Below are 13,155 nucleotides of genomic sequence, written 5' to 3'. Positions count from 1 at the left end.
TAAAAACATGGGAATCTTTGGCAATCTGGGCGGCTTGTTCACAGCGGACATGGCCATCGACCTTGGGACAGCGAACACGCTGGTTTATGTCAAAGGGCGCGGTGTGATCCTGTCGGAGCCTTCGGTTGTCGCCTATCACGTCAAGGACGGTGTCAAAAAGGTGCTGGCCGTCGGCGAGGACGCCAAGCTGATGCTGGGCCGAACCCCCGGCTCGATCGAGGCGATCCGTCCGATGCGTGAAGGCGTGATTGCTGATTTCGACACTGCCGAGGAAATGATCAAGCACTTCATCCGCAAGGTGCATAAACGGTCTACCTTCTCGAAGCCCAAGATCATCGTCTGCGTCCCACACGGTGCGACCCCCGTAGAAAAGCGTGCGATCCGTCAGTCGGTTCTGTCGGCAGGTGCGCGCCGCGCGGGCCTGATTGCCGAACCGATTGCAGCCGCCATTGGTGCAGGCATGCCGATCACCGACCCGACCGGCAACATGGTCGTTGATATCGGCGGCGGCACCACCGAGGTTGCGGTTCTGTCGCTGGGCGACATCGTCTATGCGCGCTCGGTCCGCGTGGGCGGAGACCGAATGGATGAGGCGATCATCTCGTATCTGCGCCGTCAGCAGAACCTTCTCGTGGGCGAATCCACCGCTGAACGCATTAAGACCACCATCGGCACTGCCCGGATGCCTGACGACGGTCGTGGCCAGTCGATGCATATCCGGGGCCGTGACCTGCTTAACGGCGTACCCAAAGAGATTGAGATCAGCCAGGCTCAGGTAGCCGAGGCTCTGTCGGAACCCGTCCAACAGATTTGCGAGGCGGTAATGACAGCATTGGAAACCACACCCCCCGATCTGGCCGCCGACATCGTGGACCGGGGCGTGATGCTGACCGGCGGCGGCGCGCTGCTGGGCGATTTGGACCTTGCCCTGCGCGAACAGACTGGTCTGGCTGTGTCGATTGCCGATGAAAGCCTGAATTGTGTGGCTTTGGGCACCGGCAAAGCGCTGGAATATGAAAAACAACTGCGCCACGCGATTGACTACGAAAGCTAAGGCGCGCACCCTTTCGGGGTAAAAACTCGGGCAAGAGCAGCACGGGAAGGTAACCTGTGGCAAACGACCGATCACAGCGCGATGAATACACGGCCCCTCTGCGCCGCTTGCTGTTGGGGATCGTGGTGCTGTGCTTGCTGGGAATCTTTCTGGTCTGGCGCATTGACAGCCCTCGGGTCGAGCGGTTTCGCGCGCAGGTGGTGGACCGCGTGGTGCCGTCGATGGAATGGGCGATGGTGCCAGTCACCGCAGTTGTAAACCTTGTCCGCGATTTCCAAAGCTATCAGCGGCTGAGCGCACAAAACCAAGAGCTGCGCAGCGAATTGCGCCTGATGCGGGCCTGGAAAGAGGCCGCGCTACAGCTTGAACAGGAAAACGCGCGCCTGCTGGACCTTAACAATGTGCGGCTTGACCCGCGCTTGACCTATATTACCGGGGTTGTGATGGCCGATAGCGGCTCGCCCTTCAGGCAATCGGTGTTGCTGAATGTGGGCGAACGGGACGGCATCATGGATGGCTGGGCCACGATGGACGGGATCGGCGTCGTCGGGCGCATTTCCGGCGTCGGCCCCGATACAGCACGGGTCATTCTGCTGACCGATGCGTCCAGCGCCATTCCGGCAACGATCCAGCCTTCGGGTCAAACCGCGCTGATCACCGGCGACAATACGCCTTCGCCCGCTGTGGAATTCCTGGAAAACCGCGAGCTTGTACGACCGGGTGATCGGGTCGTGACCTCGGGCGATGGCGGGGTGTTTCCTGGCGGCCTGCTGATCGGACAGATCGCCGCCGACCCCGGTGGGCGCCTACGTGTGCGCCTGTCCGCCGATTTCGAACGACTGGAATTTTTACGCGTGCTGCGCTTCCATTCGGCTCCACGTATCGAAGATTCCGGCGATGTCGTCGGCCCCAGACGCCCCGAAGCCGCCCTGACCCCATCGGAGGTCGGCGATGGATAGTCAGACTTCGCAGCTTTGGGCCAAACGCGGCTTGTATCTGTTTCTAGCCCTTCTGATCCTGTTTTTTCATCTGCTGCCACTGAACGCGCGGCCAGATCGCTGGCCCTTTCCTGATCTGATCATTGCGCTGACATTTGCCTGGGTGTTGCGGCGTCCCGAGTTTGTGCCCATCCCTCTAATCGCGGTGGTGATGTTGCTGGCCGATCTGCTGCTGCAACGTCCTCCGGGTCTGCTGGCCGCGCTGGTTGTGATGGGCGCGTCCTACTTGCGCAACGCAGCACCCGGCTTACGTGACGCCGGGTTCATGGGCGAATGGACCAGCGCCGCCGTCGTCATCACGGCTGTTTTTGCCCTCAACCGCGTCATTCTTGCTATTCTGTCCGTACAACAGGCAGCATTGGGTCCGGTCGTGATACAAGTGGTTCTGACGATTGCGGTTTATCCGCTGATTGTTTTGCTCAGCCAGAGCGGATTCGGCGTGCGGCGGGTTTCGACCTCGGAGTCCGGCGCAGTAGGAGCCCGCCCATGAAGCCACGCAAACAGAAATCGCAGGGTTTGGCCTATAAAAGACTGCCCCGTCGCGCCTTTGTTCTTGGCGGATTGCAGGCCGTGTTTATTGGCGGTCTGGCCGCACGGATGCGGTATATGCAGGTGGATCAAGCGGATGAATACCGCCTGCTGGCCGAAGAAAACCGCATCAACATCCGCCTGATCCCACCGACACGCGGTCGGATTTACGACCGCAACGGGCAGATCATCGGACAGAACTCGCCCTCTTACCGGATCGTGATGGTGCGCGAGGATGCGGGCGACGTAGACGCCGTTATCGCCAGACTGTCTGACCTAATCCCGCTGACCGATGATGAGATCGAGCGCGCCAAGACCGAGATGCGCCGCTCGGCCCCGTTCCTGCCGGTCACGCTGGCCGATCAGGTCACGTGGGAAGATATCTCGAAAGTCGCCGTCAACGCCCCCGCCCTGCCCGGTGTCACGCCCGAGGTCGGCATGACACGACAATATCCCAGATACGAGGACTTCGCCCATGTCGTTGGCTATGTCGGCCCGGTCAGCGACTATGACCTCAGCCAGATCGAAGACCCCGAACCCGTGCTGCGCATACCTCGGTTCCAGATCGGCAAGGTCGGGCTAGAGGCCAAACAGGAAATCAGCCTGCGGGGTAAGGCCGGGGCCAAACGAGTCGAGGTCAACGCCACTGGCCGCGTCATGCGCGAGCTTGACCGGCAGGAAGGTACCGCCGGGGCCGATCTGCAACTGTCTGTCGATGCCGATCTGCAGCAATACGCGCAGGCACGTCTGGCGGGCGAAAGCGCCGCTGCGGTCGTGATCGACTGCGAAACCGGCGATATCCGGGCGATAAGTTCAGCCCCCAGTTTTGATCCCAACCTGTTCGTGCGCGGCATCTCGGTCGCGGATTACCGGACCCTGACGCAGGACAATTACCGCCCGCTGGCCAACAAGACCGTGCAGGGCACCTACCCGCCGGGATCGACCTTCAAGATGATCACCGCCATGGCCGCGTTGGAGGCCGGAGTGATCGGACCATCGAACACCGTCTATTGCCCTGGCCACCTGAAGGTTGGCAGCCGCCGGTTCCATTGCTGGAAACGCGGCGGGCATGGCACAGTCGATCTGGAAACCTCGCTCAAACGCAGTTGCGATGTCTATTACTATGACGTGGCCCTGCGCACGGGGATCGACAAAATCTCGGACATGGCACGGACTTTTGGGCTGGGCATCAAGCATGACATACCGATGTCCGCCGTGGCCGCCGGGCTGGCGCCCAATCAAGACTGGAAGCGGCGTGTGCATGGGCAGGAATGGCTGGTGGGTGACACGGCCAATGCCTCGATCGGTCAAGGGTTCATGCTGGCCTCGCCGCTGCAACTGGCCGTGATGACCGCGCGGATTGCGACCGGGCGATCTGTCTCGCCGCGTCTTGTTCGGTCGATGAACGGGGTCGAGCAACCCTCGGGCGCAGGTGAGCCGCTGGACGTCAACCCGCGTAATCTGGAACAAGTTCGGCAGGCGATGTGGACGGTATCGAATGACCGGCGCGGTACAGCTTATCGCAGCCGCATCATAGCCGATGATTTCCGAATGGCGGGCAAAACCGGCACCAGCCAGGTGCGCAACATCACTAAGGCCGAACGTGCCGCCGGCGTCATCCGCAACGAAGACCTGCCGTGGGAGCGTCGAGACCATGCTCTGTTTGTCAGCTTCGCGCCCTATGACAAGCCGAAATACGCGATTGCCGTGGTGGTGGAACATGGCGGCGGCGGGTCGAAAGCCGCAGCCCCTGTGGCGAGGGATATCATGTTACAGGCGCTCTATAATGGAACGCCGCCGTTGGACGCCTATCCGGTGGCAGACCGCGACCGGATCAAGGAACTGCAAAAGAAGCTTGAAGGCGATCGCCGTCCCAAAGCGCGCCCGTCCGAAAAGGACCGCGCATGAGCTATCTTGAATATACGGTCAAATCCACGCCCTCGGGGTTCCGCAAGTTCTTGTATATGAACTGGCCCCTGACCCTGCTGCTGATCAGCGTGGCCAGTGCTGGGTTCTTGATGCTGTTCTCGGTCGCAGGCGGGTCATGGACCCCATGGGCCGAACCGCAGATGGAACGGTTCGGGCTGGGCCTGACGGTGATGTTCATCATCGCGCTTGTCCCCATCTGGTTCTGGCGCAACATGTCGGTTCTGGCCTATCTGGGCTCAATTGGCCTGCTGATCGTGGTCGAGCTGTTCGGGACGATTGGCATGGGCGCACAGCGCTGGATCGACCTTGGTTTCATGCGCCTGCAACCGTCCGAGGTGATGAAGGTCGCCCTTGTGATGGTGCTGGCCGCCTATTACGACTGGCTGCCCTCGCACAAAACCTCGCGCCCGCTGTGGGTGATCCTTCCGGTGATCCTGATCCTGATCCCCGTGTTCTTCGTGCTGAAACAACCCGACCTTGGCACCTCGATCCTGTTGCTGGCGGCTGGAGGCGGGATGATGTTTCTGGCAGGGGTCCACTGGGCCTATTTCGCCGCTGTCATCGCCGCCGTGGTCGGGCTGATCGCAACCGTTTTCAACAGCCGCGGAACCGAGTGGCAGTTGCTTAAGGACTACCAATTCCGCCGGATTGATACCTTTCTAGACCCCTCCACCGACCCGCTGGGCGCGGGCTATCACATTACTCAGTCCAAAATCGCGCTTGGATCAGGTGGTTGGAACGGGCGCGGCTTCATGCAGGGCACGCAATCGCGGCTGAACTTCCTGCCGGAAAAACATACCGATTTCATCTTCACCACATTGGCCGAGGAGTTCGGCTTTGTCGGTGGCATTACCCTGTTGATCCTTTATGGCCTGATCATCGTGTTCTGTCTGGTGACGGCGTTGTCGACCAAGGACCGGTTTTCGTCGCTAGTGACGCTGGGCATCGCGCTGAACTTCTTCCTGTTCTTCGCGGTGAACATGTCGATGGTGATGGGACTGGCCCCGGTCGTGGGTGTGCCCCTGCCAATGGTCAGCTATGGCGGCTCGGCCATGCTTGTCCTGATGGCGGCCTTCGGTATTGTGCAAAGCGCGCATATCCATCGTCCTCGCTGATTTGAAAGGCCTCCGATGCCCGTGAACGTCCTGTTTTCCGCGCGCCCTGAATTGTGGCCCGTGTATGAACCCCTCTTGTCAGACGGCTTGACCAATGCGGGGGTGGATGCGGCAATCGGAACGCAGATGGACCCGGATCAGGTCGATTACGTGGTCTATGCGCCAAACGGTGGGCTATTGGACTTCACGCCGTATTCGCGGCTGAAGGCCGTGCTCAGCCTGTGGGCCGGGGTCGAAAGCATCGCAGATAACGCGACCCTAACCGTTCCCCTCGCTAGAATGGTGGATTTCGGCCTGACGCAAGGCATGACCGAATGGGTGGTCGGCCACGTGCTGCGATACCATCTTGGAATGGACCGCCATATCACTGTTCAGGACGGCACATGGACACCCGAGGCCCCACCGCTGGCCCCTGAACGCACCGTCTGCATACTGGGCCTTGGCATGTTGGGCGAGGCATCCGCGCGGGCACTTGCTGTATTGGGTTTCAACGTCACGGGCTGGAGTCGGTCGCCCAAGGACATCCCCGGTGTCACCTGCCTGCACGGCGAAGACGGGCTACGCGCGGCGCTGACCACAGCTGAAATCGTCGTTCTGCTGCTGCCCGACACACCGGCGACCGAGAACCTGTTGAACGCGGAAACTCTCGCCCTGCTGCCTAAGGGCGCATGTCTGATCAATCCGGGCCGAGGCCCTCTCATCGACGACAGCGCCCTGCTGGATGCGCTGAACGCCGGACAAATCGGCCACGCCACGTTGGACGTGTTCCGGGTTGAACCCTTGCCAATCGACCACCCTTATTGGGCGCATCCGAACGTGACGGTCACGCCGCATATCGCCTCGGAAACGCGGCCAGTGACAGCCGCGCAGGTGATCGTTGAAAACATTCGACGCGGTGAGGCGGGTGAACCCTACCTGCACCTCGTCGACCGCGCTTTAGGCTACTAGCCCGCGCCCTTTCAGCAACGCCTCGACCCCCGGCAACCGGCCCCGGAAGGCCAGATACAGGTCTTCGGCCTCGCGGGAGCCTCCGGTGGACAGGATGTTCTCCTCCAGCGCCTTGGCGCGGTCGGGATCGAATGCGCCACCGGCCTCTTCAAAGGCGGCGAAGGCGTCGGCGTCCATGACCTCGGACCACATATAGCTGTAATAGCCCGCGCTATAGCCGTCACCCGCAAAGACATGCGCGAAATGCGGGGTGGCGTGGCGCATCCCGATGGCCGGAGGCATCCCAAGACCGTCCAGCACCTGCGCTTGTTTTGCCATCGGGTCCACCGGGGCCGCGCCGTCATGGAACTCCAGATCGACCAGCGCCGAGGCGACATATTCGACCGTCTGAAACCCCTGATCGAAATTGGCGGCCTTCAGCACCTTGTCCAGCATGTCTTGCGGCATCGGCGCGCCGGTTTCGGCATGGGTGGCGAACTCGGCCAGAACTTCGGGCACTTCCAACCAGTGTTCGTAAAGCTGGCTGGGCAGTTCTACGAAATCGCGCGCGACAGACGTACCCGATATGCTTTCATAAGTCACATCCGACAGCATCTGATGCAGCGCATGGCCGAATTCATGAAATAGCGTCCGGGCGTCATCATAAGACAGCAGCGCCGGATCGCCCTTTGCAAAATTGCAGACATTGATCACGACCGGAGCCTGCACTTTTGGAAAATTGGCCTGCGACCGCATCGCGCTGCACCACGCGCCGGATCGCTTGGAGCCCCGCGCGAAGTAATCCCCGATGAACACCGCGATATGCTGACCATTGCGCGTGACCTCCCAAGCGCGGCAATCGGGGTGGTAGAGCGGCACGTCCAGCGGCCCGAACTCCAACCCGAACAAGCGGTTGGCACAGGCAAAGGCGGCCTCGATCATCCGGTCCAGCTGCAGGTAGGGTTTCAGCGCCGCCTCATCCAGATCATGCTCGGCCTTGCGGCGTTTCTCGGCGTAGTAGCGCCAATCCCACGCGGCCAGTGGGCCATTGACCCCATCCGCCTGCATCATCTGCGTCAGAATCTCGGCGTCCGCATCGGCGCGGGCCTTGGCGGGTTCCCAGACCTGCATCAGCAGGTCACGCACCTTGTCCGGCGTGCGGGCCATCTCGGTTTCCAGCTTGTAGGCCGCGAAATTGTCATAGCCCAGAAGCTTGGCGCGCTCTTGGCGAAGGCTGAGGATTTCGGCGGCATTTTCGCGGTTATCCGTCTTGCCCCCATTCGCGCCACGCGCAGTCCAGGCCTTATAGGCCACCTCGCGCAGATCGCGGCGGGGCGAGAATTGCAGGAATGGGACGATGATCGAGCGGGACAGGGTGACAACGGGACCATCTACACCCTTTTCCTGCCCGGCAGCGCGGGCCGCATCCACGACGAAATCTGGTAGACCTTCCAGATCATCCTCGGACAGGTCCATGAACCACTCACGCTCATCCGCCAGCAGGTTCTGGGTAAAGGATGTACCCAGCGAGGCCAGCCGCGCCTTGATTTCCTGCATCCGCGCGTCTGCATCCCCGGTCAGCGCCGCGCCTGCGCGAACGAAGCCACGATGGGTCAACATCAACACCCGCGCCTGTTCGTCCGTCAGGCCCAGATCATCCTTGCGCGCCCACAGATCGGCCACCCGCTGAAACAACGCCTTGTTCGACGAAATGCCTGAGAAATGCGCCGCTAGTTTGGGCGAGAAGTCACGCTGCAGCTCTTCTCGCGCCGGGTTGCTGTCAGCCCCGGCCACAGTGAAGAAGACGGACAGGACCTTGTCCAATTGCTCACCCGCAGCCTCAAGCGCCTCAACCGTATTGGCAAAGCTGGGCGCGTCGGGGTTGTCCGCGATGGCGGCGATCTGCGCGTTATGCGCCTGCAAGGCCGCATCCAGCGCGGGCGCGAAATCGGTGTCGGCAATCGTGTCGAAGGGCGCGATTTCAAACGGTGTGGTCCAGTCGGACAGGATCGGGTTGGTCATGAAACTCTCCTTTGAGCACAACCTAGGAACGCAGGGCGGGATGATCCAGTGCGCGCGCTCACTTACCGCAAATCGGACAATCGGCGCGGCGCGACAGGGTGATCTTGCGGCTTTCCCCATAAAGCGCGTCATAGATCAGCATCTCACCGCGCAGAGCCTGCCCAGCCCCGGTGATCACCTTTATCGCCTCCACCGCCATCATCGAGCCCACAACGCCGGGCAGAGGGCCAATCACGCCAGCCTCGGCGCAGGAAGGCGCCAGCCCTGGGGCCGGAGCCTCTGGGAATATACACTGATAGCAAGGGGCATCATGGGCGGGATCAAAGACGCTCAGCTGCCCTTCCCATTGCGACAGAGCACCCGAGATCAGCGGCTTGCCCAGCGCTACCGCCGTGCGGTTGGCCAGATAGCGAGTGTCGAAATTGTCAGTGCCATCGAGGATCAGATCGAAATCGGCAAACAAATCCTGCGCGATCTCATCAGTCAGACGGCGGTGGTAAGGCAGCACGATCACATTAGGGTTTTGCGCCTGCATGGCCTGCTGCGCCGAGAAAACCTTGGGCATCCCGATATCCGCGTCGCGGTGTATGACCTGACGTTGCAGATTGGCATTTTCGACCTCGTCATCGTCGATAACACCGATGGTCCCAACCCCGGCGGCAGCCAGATATTGCAGCGCTGGCGCGCCCAGCCCCCCGGCACCGATAACCAGCACACGGGCCTGTTTCATCTTTTTCTGACCCGGCCCACCCAGTTCCCGCAACACGATATGGCGGGCATAACGTTCCAGCTCGGTTTCAGAGAATTGGTCGGATGGCATGGCGGACTCCTTCGTGGCAGGCGTCGCGCGGTTGCGTAACGCTTTCAGCACCCTTCCATAAACCAGAACCAGAACCGCGAAACCAGCCAGGATCAGCCACATCGCCGCAGAGCCGCCAGTCGCCTGACGCAAGGGGTGCCCGTCCGGTAGAACCAGCTGCGCCGTGATCACGCCCAACAGCAACACCCCGACGGATGTCATCCGCGCGGTGCGCGACACGCCAGCCAGATAGCCAACGCCCCACAGCCCGGCAGCCAGAATGAAAACCAACAGCATCAGCCGCGCCCGGTCGAGCCGAACCCACCCGCGCCGCGTTCGGTGTCGCTGAGCGTATCGGTAGACTCAAACGTGGCCTGAACGACCGGGGCCACGACAAGCTGCGCAATGCGTTCGCCGTGGGTGATCTCGAACACCTCCTGCCCGGCATTCAGCACGATCACACCCAGCGGGCCGCGATAATCGCTGTCGATCGTACCCGGCGTGTTGGGTAGCGTGATCCCATGTTTCAACGCCAGCCCGGACCTTGGACGCACCTGCACCTCATAGCCATTCGGGATTTCGATCCGCAGGCCGGTGGGAACCAAGGCGCGCTGTCCGGGTTTCAGCGTTATCGACGCTCCATCCGGTAGGTTGGCTCGAACATCCGCGCCCGCCGCACCAGTGGTTTCGTAGGACGGCAACGGTACTGAGGGGTCAGAGCCGTCCTCGCGGATCACGCGAATTGCAACCATCTTGTTTCCTTTCCCTCACGCGGTCAGCGCGTCGGCGATCTTGCGCGCCAACTGCTCGGCCACAGCGTCCTTGCTCATACGTGGCCATTCTTCGGCCCCTGCGTCCGAAATCAACGTGACCGCATTCTCGGACCCGCCCATGATGCCGGTGGCGGGACTGACATCATTGGCCACAATCCAGTCGCACCCCTTACGCGCGCGCTTCGCGGTGGCGTGTTCGATCACACTATCGGTCTCGGCGGCGAAGCCCACGACCAGCGCGGGGCGACCCGTTTCCAGATGCGAGATGCGTTTCAGAATGTCGGGGTTTTCCGCAAATTCCAGCGCGGGCAGGCCGTCGCGGGTTTTCTTTAGCTTCCGGTCCGAGGCGCTGGCCACCCGCCAATCCGCCACAGCCGCCGCAAACACGCCCGCATCCACGGGCAAGGCGGCGTCCACCGCATCCGACATCTGTTGCGCGGTCTCGACCGCAACCACCTGTACGCCTTGGGGCGGAGCCACATCCGCCGGGCCGGTGACAAACACCACCTCGGCCCCCAGCGCGGCGAGCGCCCTCGCCACCGCCGTTCCTTGCGCGCCCGAGGACCTGTTGGCGATATAGCGCACCGGATCGATGGGTTCATGGGTGGGGCCCGAAGTGACCAGAATACGCTTGCCCTGCAAGGGGCCGCCACCCAGCTGCGCCTCGACCGCCGCGACGATCTCCAGCGGTTCGGACATGCGGCCGGGGCCGTATTCGCCACAGGCCATGTCGCCCTCGTTCGGGCCAACAAAGCGGACACCATCCGCCTGCAGTTGCGTCAGATTGCGCTGCGTCGCGGGGTGATCCCACATCCGTACATTCATCGCAGGCGCGCAAAGAACCGGCGTGTCCGTCGCCATCAACAGGGTCGAGGCCATGTCGTTGGCCAGCCCGCTGGACATTTTGCCCATCAGATCGGCAGTGCCCGGGGCAACCACTACAAGATCGGCAGAGCGGGAGAGTTGGATATGGCCCATCTCGGCCTCATCGGTCAGATCGAAAAGATCGCGATAGACCTTCTCTCCGGCCAAGGCAGACACGGACAAAGGGGTCACGAATTCCTCAGCCGCGCGGGTCAGAACCGGGGTTACGGCCGCGCCGCGTTCGCGCAGGCGGCGGATGAGATCCAGCGATTTATAGGCTGCGATGCCTCCGCCGATGATCAGCAGAATTCGTTTCGATGCCAGCATGTTCAGCCCTTCCCGTCCCGGTCGGCCCTGACATTAGGCAAGCAGACCAGACAGTTCCAGCGGTTAATTCTGCGTCTGGAATGCCAGACAGGGGTCTTCGCGTTCGACCGAAGGGCTGTCGATCACCGCGTCAAACTCGCCTGAGATCGCGCCATCCTCGGACTGCCCCAACACAAAGACTTTCAGGCCGGGGCGCAGCCGGGACGTGAATGTCGGAATCCCGCGATCCTTGCGGGCATGCCCATTACCAGTGATCACAGCAATCGGCCCGCCTGTTTCGTCATCGGCACGCAAGATCGAACGCGTCAGAACCGCGTCGCGCAAACGTTGGATGGCCACCAACTGAGGCAGCGCCTCTTGCGGGAGCGCATCGCAATGCGCCGCCAGTTGATCTGCCTCGCGTTCAGCCTGATCCGCAGCCGAAAGAGGCACGGTCAGCCCATAGCGCGCCGCATCCGCGCCCAGCGCCGTGGCAGCACCCCGTTCCATTGCAGCGCGCGCCGCCGCACGGGGAACCATCGCCCCATAGACCGGCGCATCGGTAGCCTGAAAGACCGGGTAATACATGCTGAGAGACGGCCACCCCATCTCGGCCCATTTCAGGATACGGTCCAATTCCTCGGGGTTGGTCGCAGCTTTCTGAGCCAGCCGTTGCGCGCCCTCTTCGGTGACCATTTCCCAGACCACGGCCGAGGGGTTGATGATCTCCAACGCCTCTTTTTGGACGATGTGATGCTGTGGGTTGTCGTGGATTTCACCCAAAATCACTACATCCGCCGCGCGCATTGCGTCGGCAACATCATCAGGAATCAGTCCATCGGCCCGGCCTACACCGGCTGTAACTACAAGCGCGCACAGCAGAATCGCAAACTGTCTCATGCGATGAAGTGTTGCACCTCGCGCGATTGCGCTTCAAGGTTCTTGCGCATTTTGACGAAAGCGGCGGCTTCTAGCTGACGCACACGCTCTTTCGACAGACCCAATTCCTGACCCAGACTTTCCAATGTCCGCGCCGGTTCGCGCAATTTGCGTTCGCGCACGATGAACTGCTCACGATCGTTCAGGGATCGCATGGCAGTTACCAGCCATTCACGCAACTGCGCGGTGTCATGGCTGTTCTCGACGGTTTCGGCGGCCTGCTCGCGCTCGTCCTCCAGCGCGTCAATCCACTCGCGCCCGTCCTCATCCGCAGATTGCACCGCATTCAGCGAAAAATCTGATCCAGACAAACGACCTTCCATCATTTCGACATCACGAAGAGGAACACCGATTTCGGTAGCGATCATCTGATGAAGCTGGTGCCTGTCCAATTCCATTCCTTCAGTCGCGGCTTCACGTTCCAGACGAGCCTGCACTCGGCGCATATTGAAAAACAGCGACTTCTGCGACGATGTCGACCCGGTGCGCACCATCGACCAGTTGCGCATCACATAGTCCTGAATGCTGGCTTTGATCCACCAGACCGCATAGGTCGAGAACCGCACACCCCGGTCCGGGTCGAACTTGTCGGCGGCTTTCATCAGGCCCAAACCGGCCTCTTGAATCAAGTCATTCATCGGCGCGCCATAGCGTTTGAACTTGGCCGCCATAGAGATCGCCAGCCGCATATATGCGGTGATCAACCGATGCAGCGCCTTTTCATCGCGGTGGTCACGCCACGCATAGGCCAATTTCAATTCGGTCTCCGCGTCCAGCAATTCAGCCTTCATTGCCTGCCGTGACATCGAAAAATCGTTTGCGTTATCCAGTGCCATGGAAACCTCCCCTTTTCGCAGGCGCACCCCGGCCTTGCCTTGCCGACCTATGGTCGATACGCAGA

The 13,155-nt window shown here is 61.4% G+C and carries 12 protein-coding genes; 6 read left to right on the top strand and 6 right to left on the bottom strand.

From position 1 onward, the window contains the following. The first annotated feature begins 7 nt into the window (after window positions 1-7). Genes ACR0L1_RS09265 through ACR0L1_RS09240 form a run of 6 tightly spaced genes read left to right on the top strand, consistent with a single transcriptional unit; the run spans window position 8 to window position 6,572 of the window. A complete protein-coding gene (locus ACR0L1_RS09265; RefSeq protein WP_039523195.1) occupies window positions 8-1,054 on the top strand; it encodes a rod shape-determining protein in 1,047 nt (348 codons plus the stop codon). A gap of 56 nt (window positions 1,055-1,110) precedes the next feature. Beyond that, the gene (mreC, locus tag ACR0L1_RS09260) at window positions 1,111-2,013 is read left to right on the top strand and encodes a rod shape-determining protein MreC (RefSeq protein ID WP_170784818.1); all 903 of its coding nucleotides are present in this window, start codon (window positions 1,111-1,113) and stop codon (window positions 2,011-2,013) included. Next, window positions 2,006-2,542 carry a rod shape-determining protein MreD gene (locus ACR0L1_RS09255; protein WP_170784820.1) on the top strand — a complete coding sequence of 179 codons (537 nt, stop codon included), beginning with the start codon at window positions 2,006-2,008 and terminating at the stop codon, window positions 2,540-2,542. The genes mreC and ACR0L1_RS09255 overlap by 8 nt, the downstream gene beginning before the upstream one ends. Further along, complete coding sequence (mrdA, locus tag ACR0L1_RS09250; RefSeq protein WP_170772450.1) at window positions 2,539-4,488, top strand: penicillin-binding protein 2; 1,950 nt, start codon at window positions 2,539-2,541, stop codon at window positions 4,486-4,488. Before ACR0L1_RS09255 ends, mrdA begins: the two co-directional genes overlap by 4 nt. After that, window positions 4,485-5,624, top strand: coding sequence for a rod shape-determining protein RodA (gene rodA / locus ACR0L1_RS09245; protein WP_170784822.1), 1,140 nt, complete (start codon window positions 4,485-4,487; stop codon window positions 5,622-5,624). The genes mrdA and rodA overlap by 4 nt, the downstream gene beginning before the upstream one ends. A 15-nt stretch (window positions 5,625-5,639) precedes the next feature. Then, on the top strand, window positions 5,640-6,572 hold the full coding sequence (locus ACR0L1_RS09240; protein WP_170772452.1) for a 2-hydroxyacid dehydrogenase: 933 nt from the start codon (window positions 5,640-5,642) through the stop codon (window positions 6,570-6,572). Here ACR0L1_RS09240 and ACR0L1_RS09235 read toward each other — a convergent pair. The 6 genes from ACR0L1_RS09235 to ACR0L1_RS09210 all read right to left on the bottom strand — a co-directional run bounded on the left by ACR0L1_RS09235 (window position 6,561) and on the right by ACR0L1_RS09210 (window position 13,090). Beyond that, complete coding sequence (locus tag ACR0L1_RS09235; RefSeq protein WP_480504539.1) at window positions 6,561-8,573, bottom strand: M3 family metallopeptidase; 2,013 nt, start codon at window positions 8,571-8,573, stop codon at window positions 6,561-6,563. The two genes, ACR0L1_RS09240 and ACR0L1_RS09235, sit on opposite strands and share 12 nt — an antisense overlap. A gap of 58 nt (window positions 8,574-8,631) precedes the next feature. After that, entirely contained in the window at window positions 8,632-9,669 is a 1,038-nt protein-coding gene (locus ACR0L1_RS09230) for a HesA/MoeB/ThiF family protein (RefSeq protein WP_170772454.1), read from the bottom strand. Then, window positions 9,669-10,124 carry a dUTP diphosphatase gene (gene dut / locus ACR0L1_RS09225; protein WP_480504535.1) on the bottom strand — a complete coding sequence of 152 codons (456 nt, stop codon included), beginning with the start codon at window positions 10,122-10,124 and terminating at the stop codon, window positions 9,669-9,671. Before dut ends, ACR0L1_RS09230 begins: the two co-directional genes overlap by 1 nt. A 15-nt stretch (window positions 10,125-10,139) precedes the next feature. Further along, complete coding sequence (gene coaBC, locus ACR0L1_RS09220; protein ID WP_480504533.1) at window positions 10,140-11,336, bottom strand: bifunctional phosphopantothenoylcysteine decarboxylase/phosphopantothenate--cysteine ligase CoaBC; 1,197 nt, start codon at window positions 11,334-11,336, stop codon at window positions 10,140-10,142. A gap of 63 nt (window positions 11,337-11,399) precedes the next feature. Beyond that, complete coding sequence (locus tag ACR0L1_RS09215; RefSeq protein ID WP_480504531.1) at window positions 11,400-12,215, bottom strand: ChaN family lipoprotein; 816 nt, start codon at window positions 12,213-12,215, stop codon at window positions 11,400-11,402. After that, on the bottom strand, window positions 12,212-13,090 hold the full coding sequence (locus ACR0L1_RS09210) for an RNA polymerase factor sigma-32 (RefSeq protein ID WP_170772462.1): 879 nt from the start codon (window positions 13,088-13,090) through the stop codon (window positions 12,212-12,214). Before ACR0L1_RS09210 ends, ACR0L1_RS09215 begins: the two co-directional genes overlap by 4 nt. Window positions 13,091-13,155 lie beyond the last annotated feature (65 nt).

Source organism: Ruegeria sp. J8 (assembly GCF_056531925.1).
This window is presented reverse-complemented; position numbering and strand designations above follow the sequence as displayed.

Coding starts and splice junctions, on each gene's coding strand:
- ACR0L1_RS09210 (WP_170772462.1), bottom strand. CDS start 13,090: ATGGCACTGGATAACGCAAACGATTTTTCGATGTCACGGCAGGCAATG.
- ACR0L1_RS09235 (WP_480504539.1), bottom strand. CDS start 8,573: ATGACCAACCCGATCCTGTCCGACTGGACCACACCGTTTGAAATCGCG.
- mrdA (WP_170772450.1), top strand. CDS start 2,539: ATGAAGCCACGCAAACAGAAATCGCAGGGTTTGGCCTATAAAAGACTG.
- ACR0L1_RS09215 (WP_480504531.1), bottom strand. CDS start 12,215: ATGAGACAGTTTGCGATTCTGCTGTGCGCGCTTGTAGTTACAGCCGGT.
- ACR0L1_RS09230 (WP_170772454.1), bottom strand. CDS start 9,669: ATGCTGTTGGTTTTCATTCTGGCTGCCGGGCTGTGGGGCGTTGGCTAT.
- rodA (WP_170784822.1), top strand. CDS start 4,485: ATGAGCTATCTTGAATATACGGTCAAATCCACGCCCTCGGGGTTCCGC.
- ACR0L1_RS09240 (WP_170772452.1), top strand. CDS start 5,640: ATGCCCGTGAACGTCCTGTTTTCCGCGCGCCCTGAATTGTGGCCCGTG.
- ACR0L1_RS09255 (WP_170784820.1), top strand. CDS start 2,006: ATGGATAGTCAGACTTCGCAGCTTTGGGCCAAACGCGGCTTGTATCTG.
- coaBC (WP_480504533.1), bottom strand. CDS start 11,336: ATGCTGGCATCGAAACGAATTCTGCTGATCATCGGCGGAGGCATCGCA.
- ACR0L1_RS09265 (WP_039523195.1), top strand. CDS start 8: ATGGGAATCTTTGGCAATCTGGGCGGCTTGTTCACAGCGGACATGGCC.
- dut (WP_480504535.1), bottom strand. CDS start 10,124: ATGGTTGCAATTCGCGTGATCCGCGAGGACGGCTCTGACCCCTCAGTA.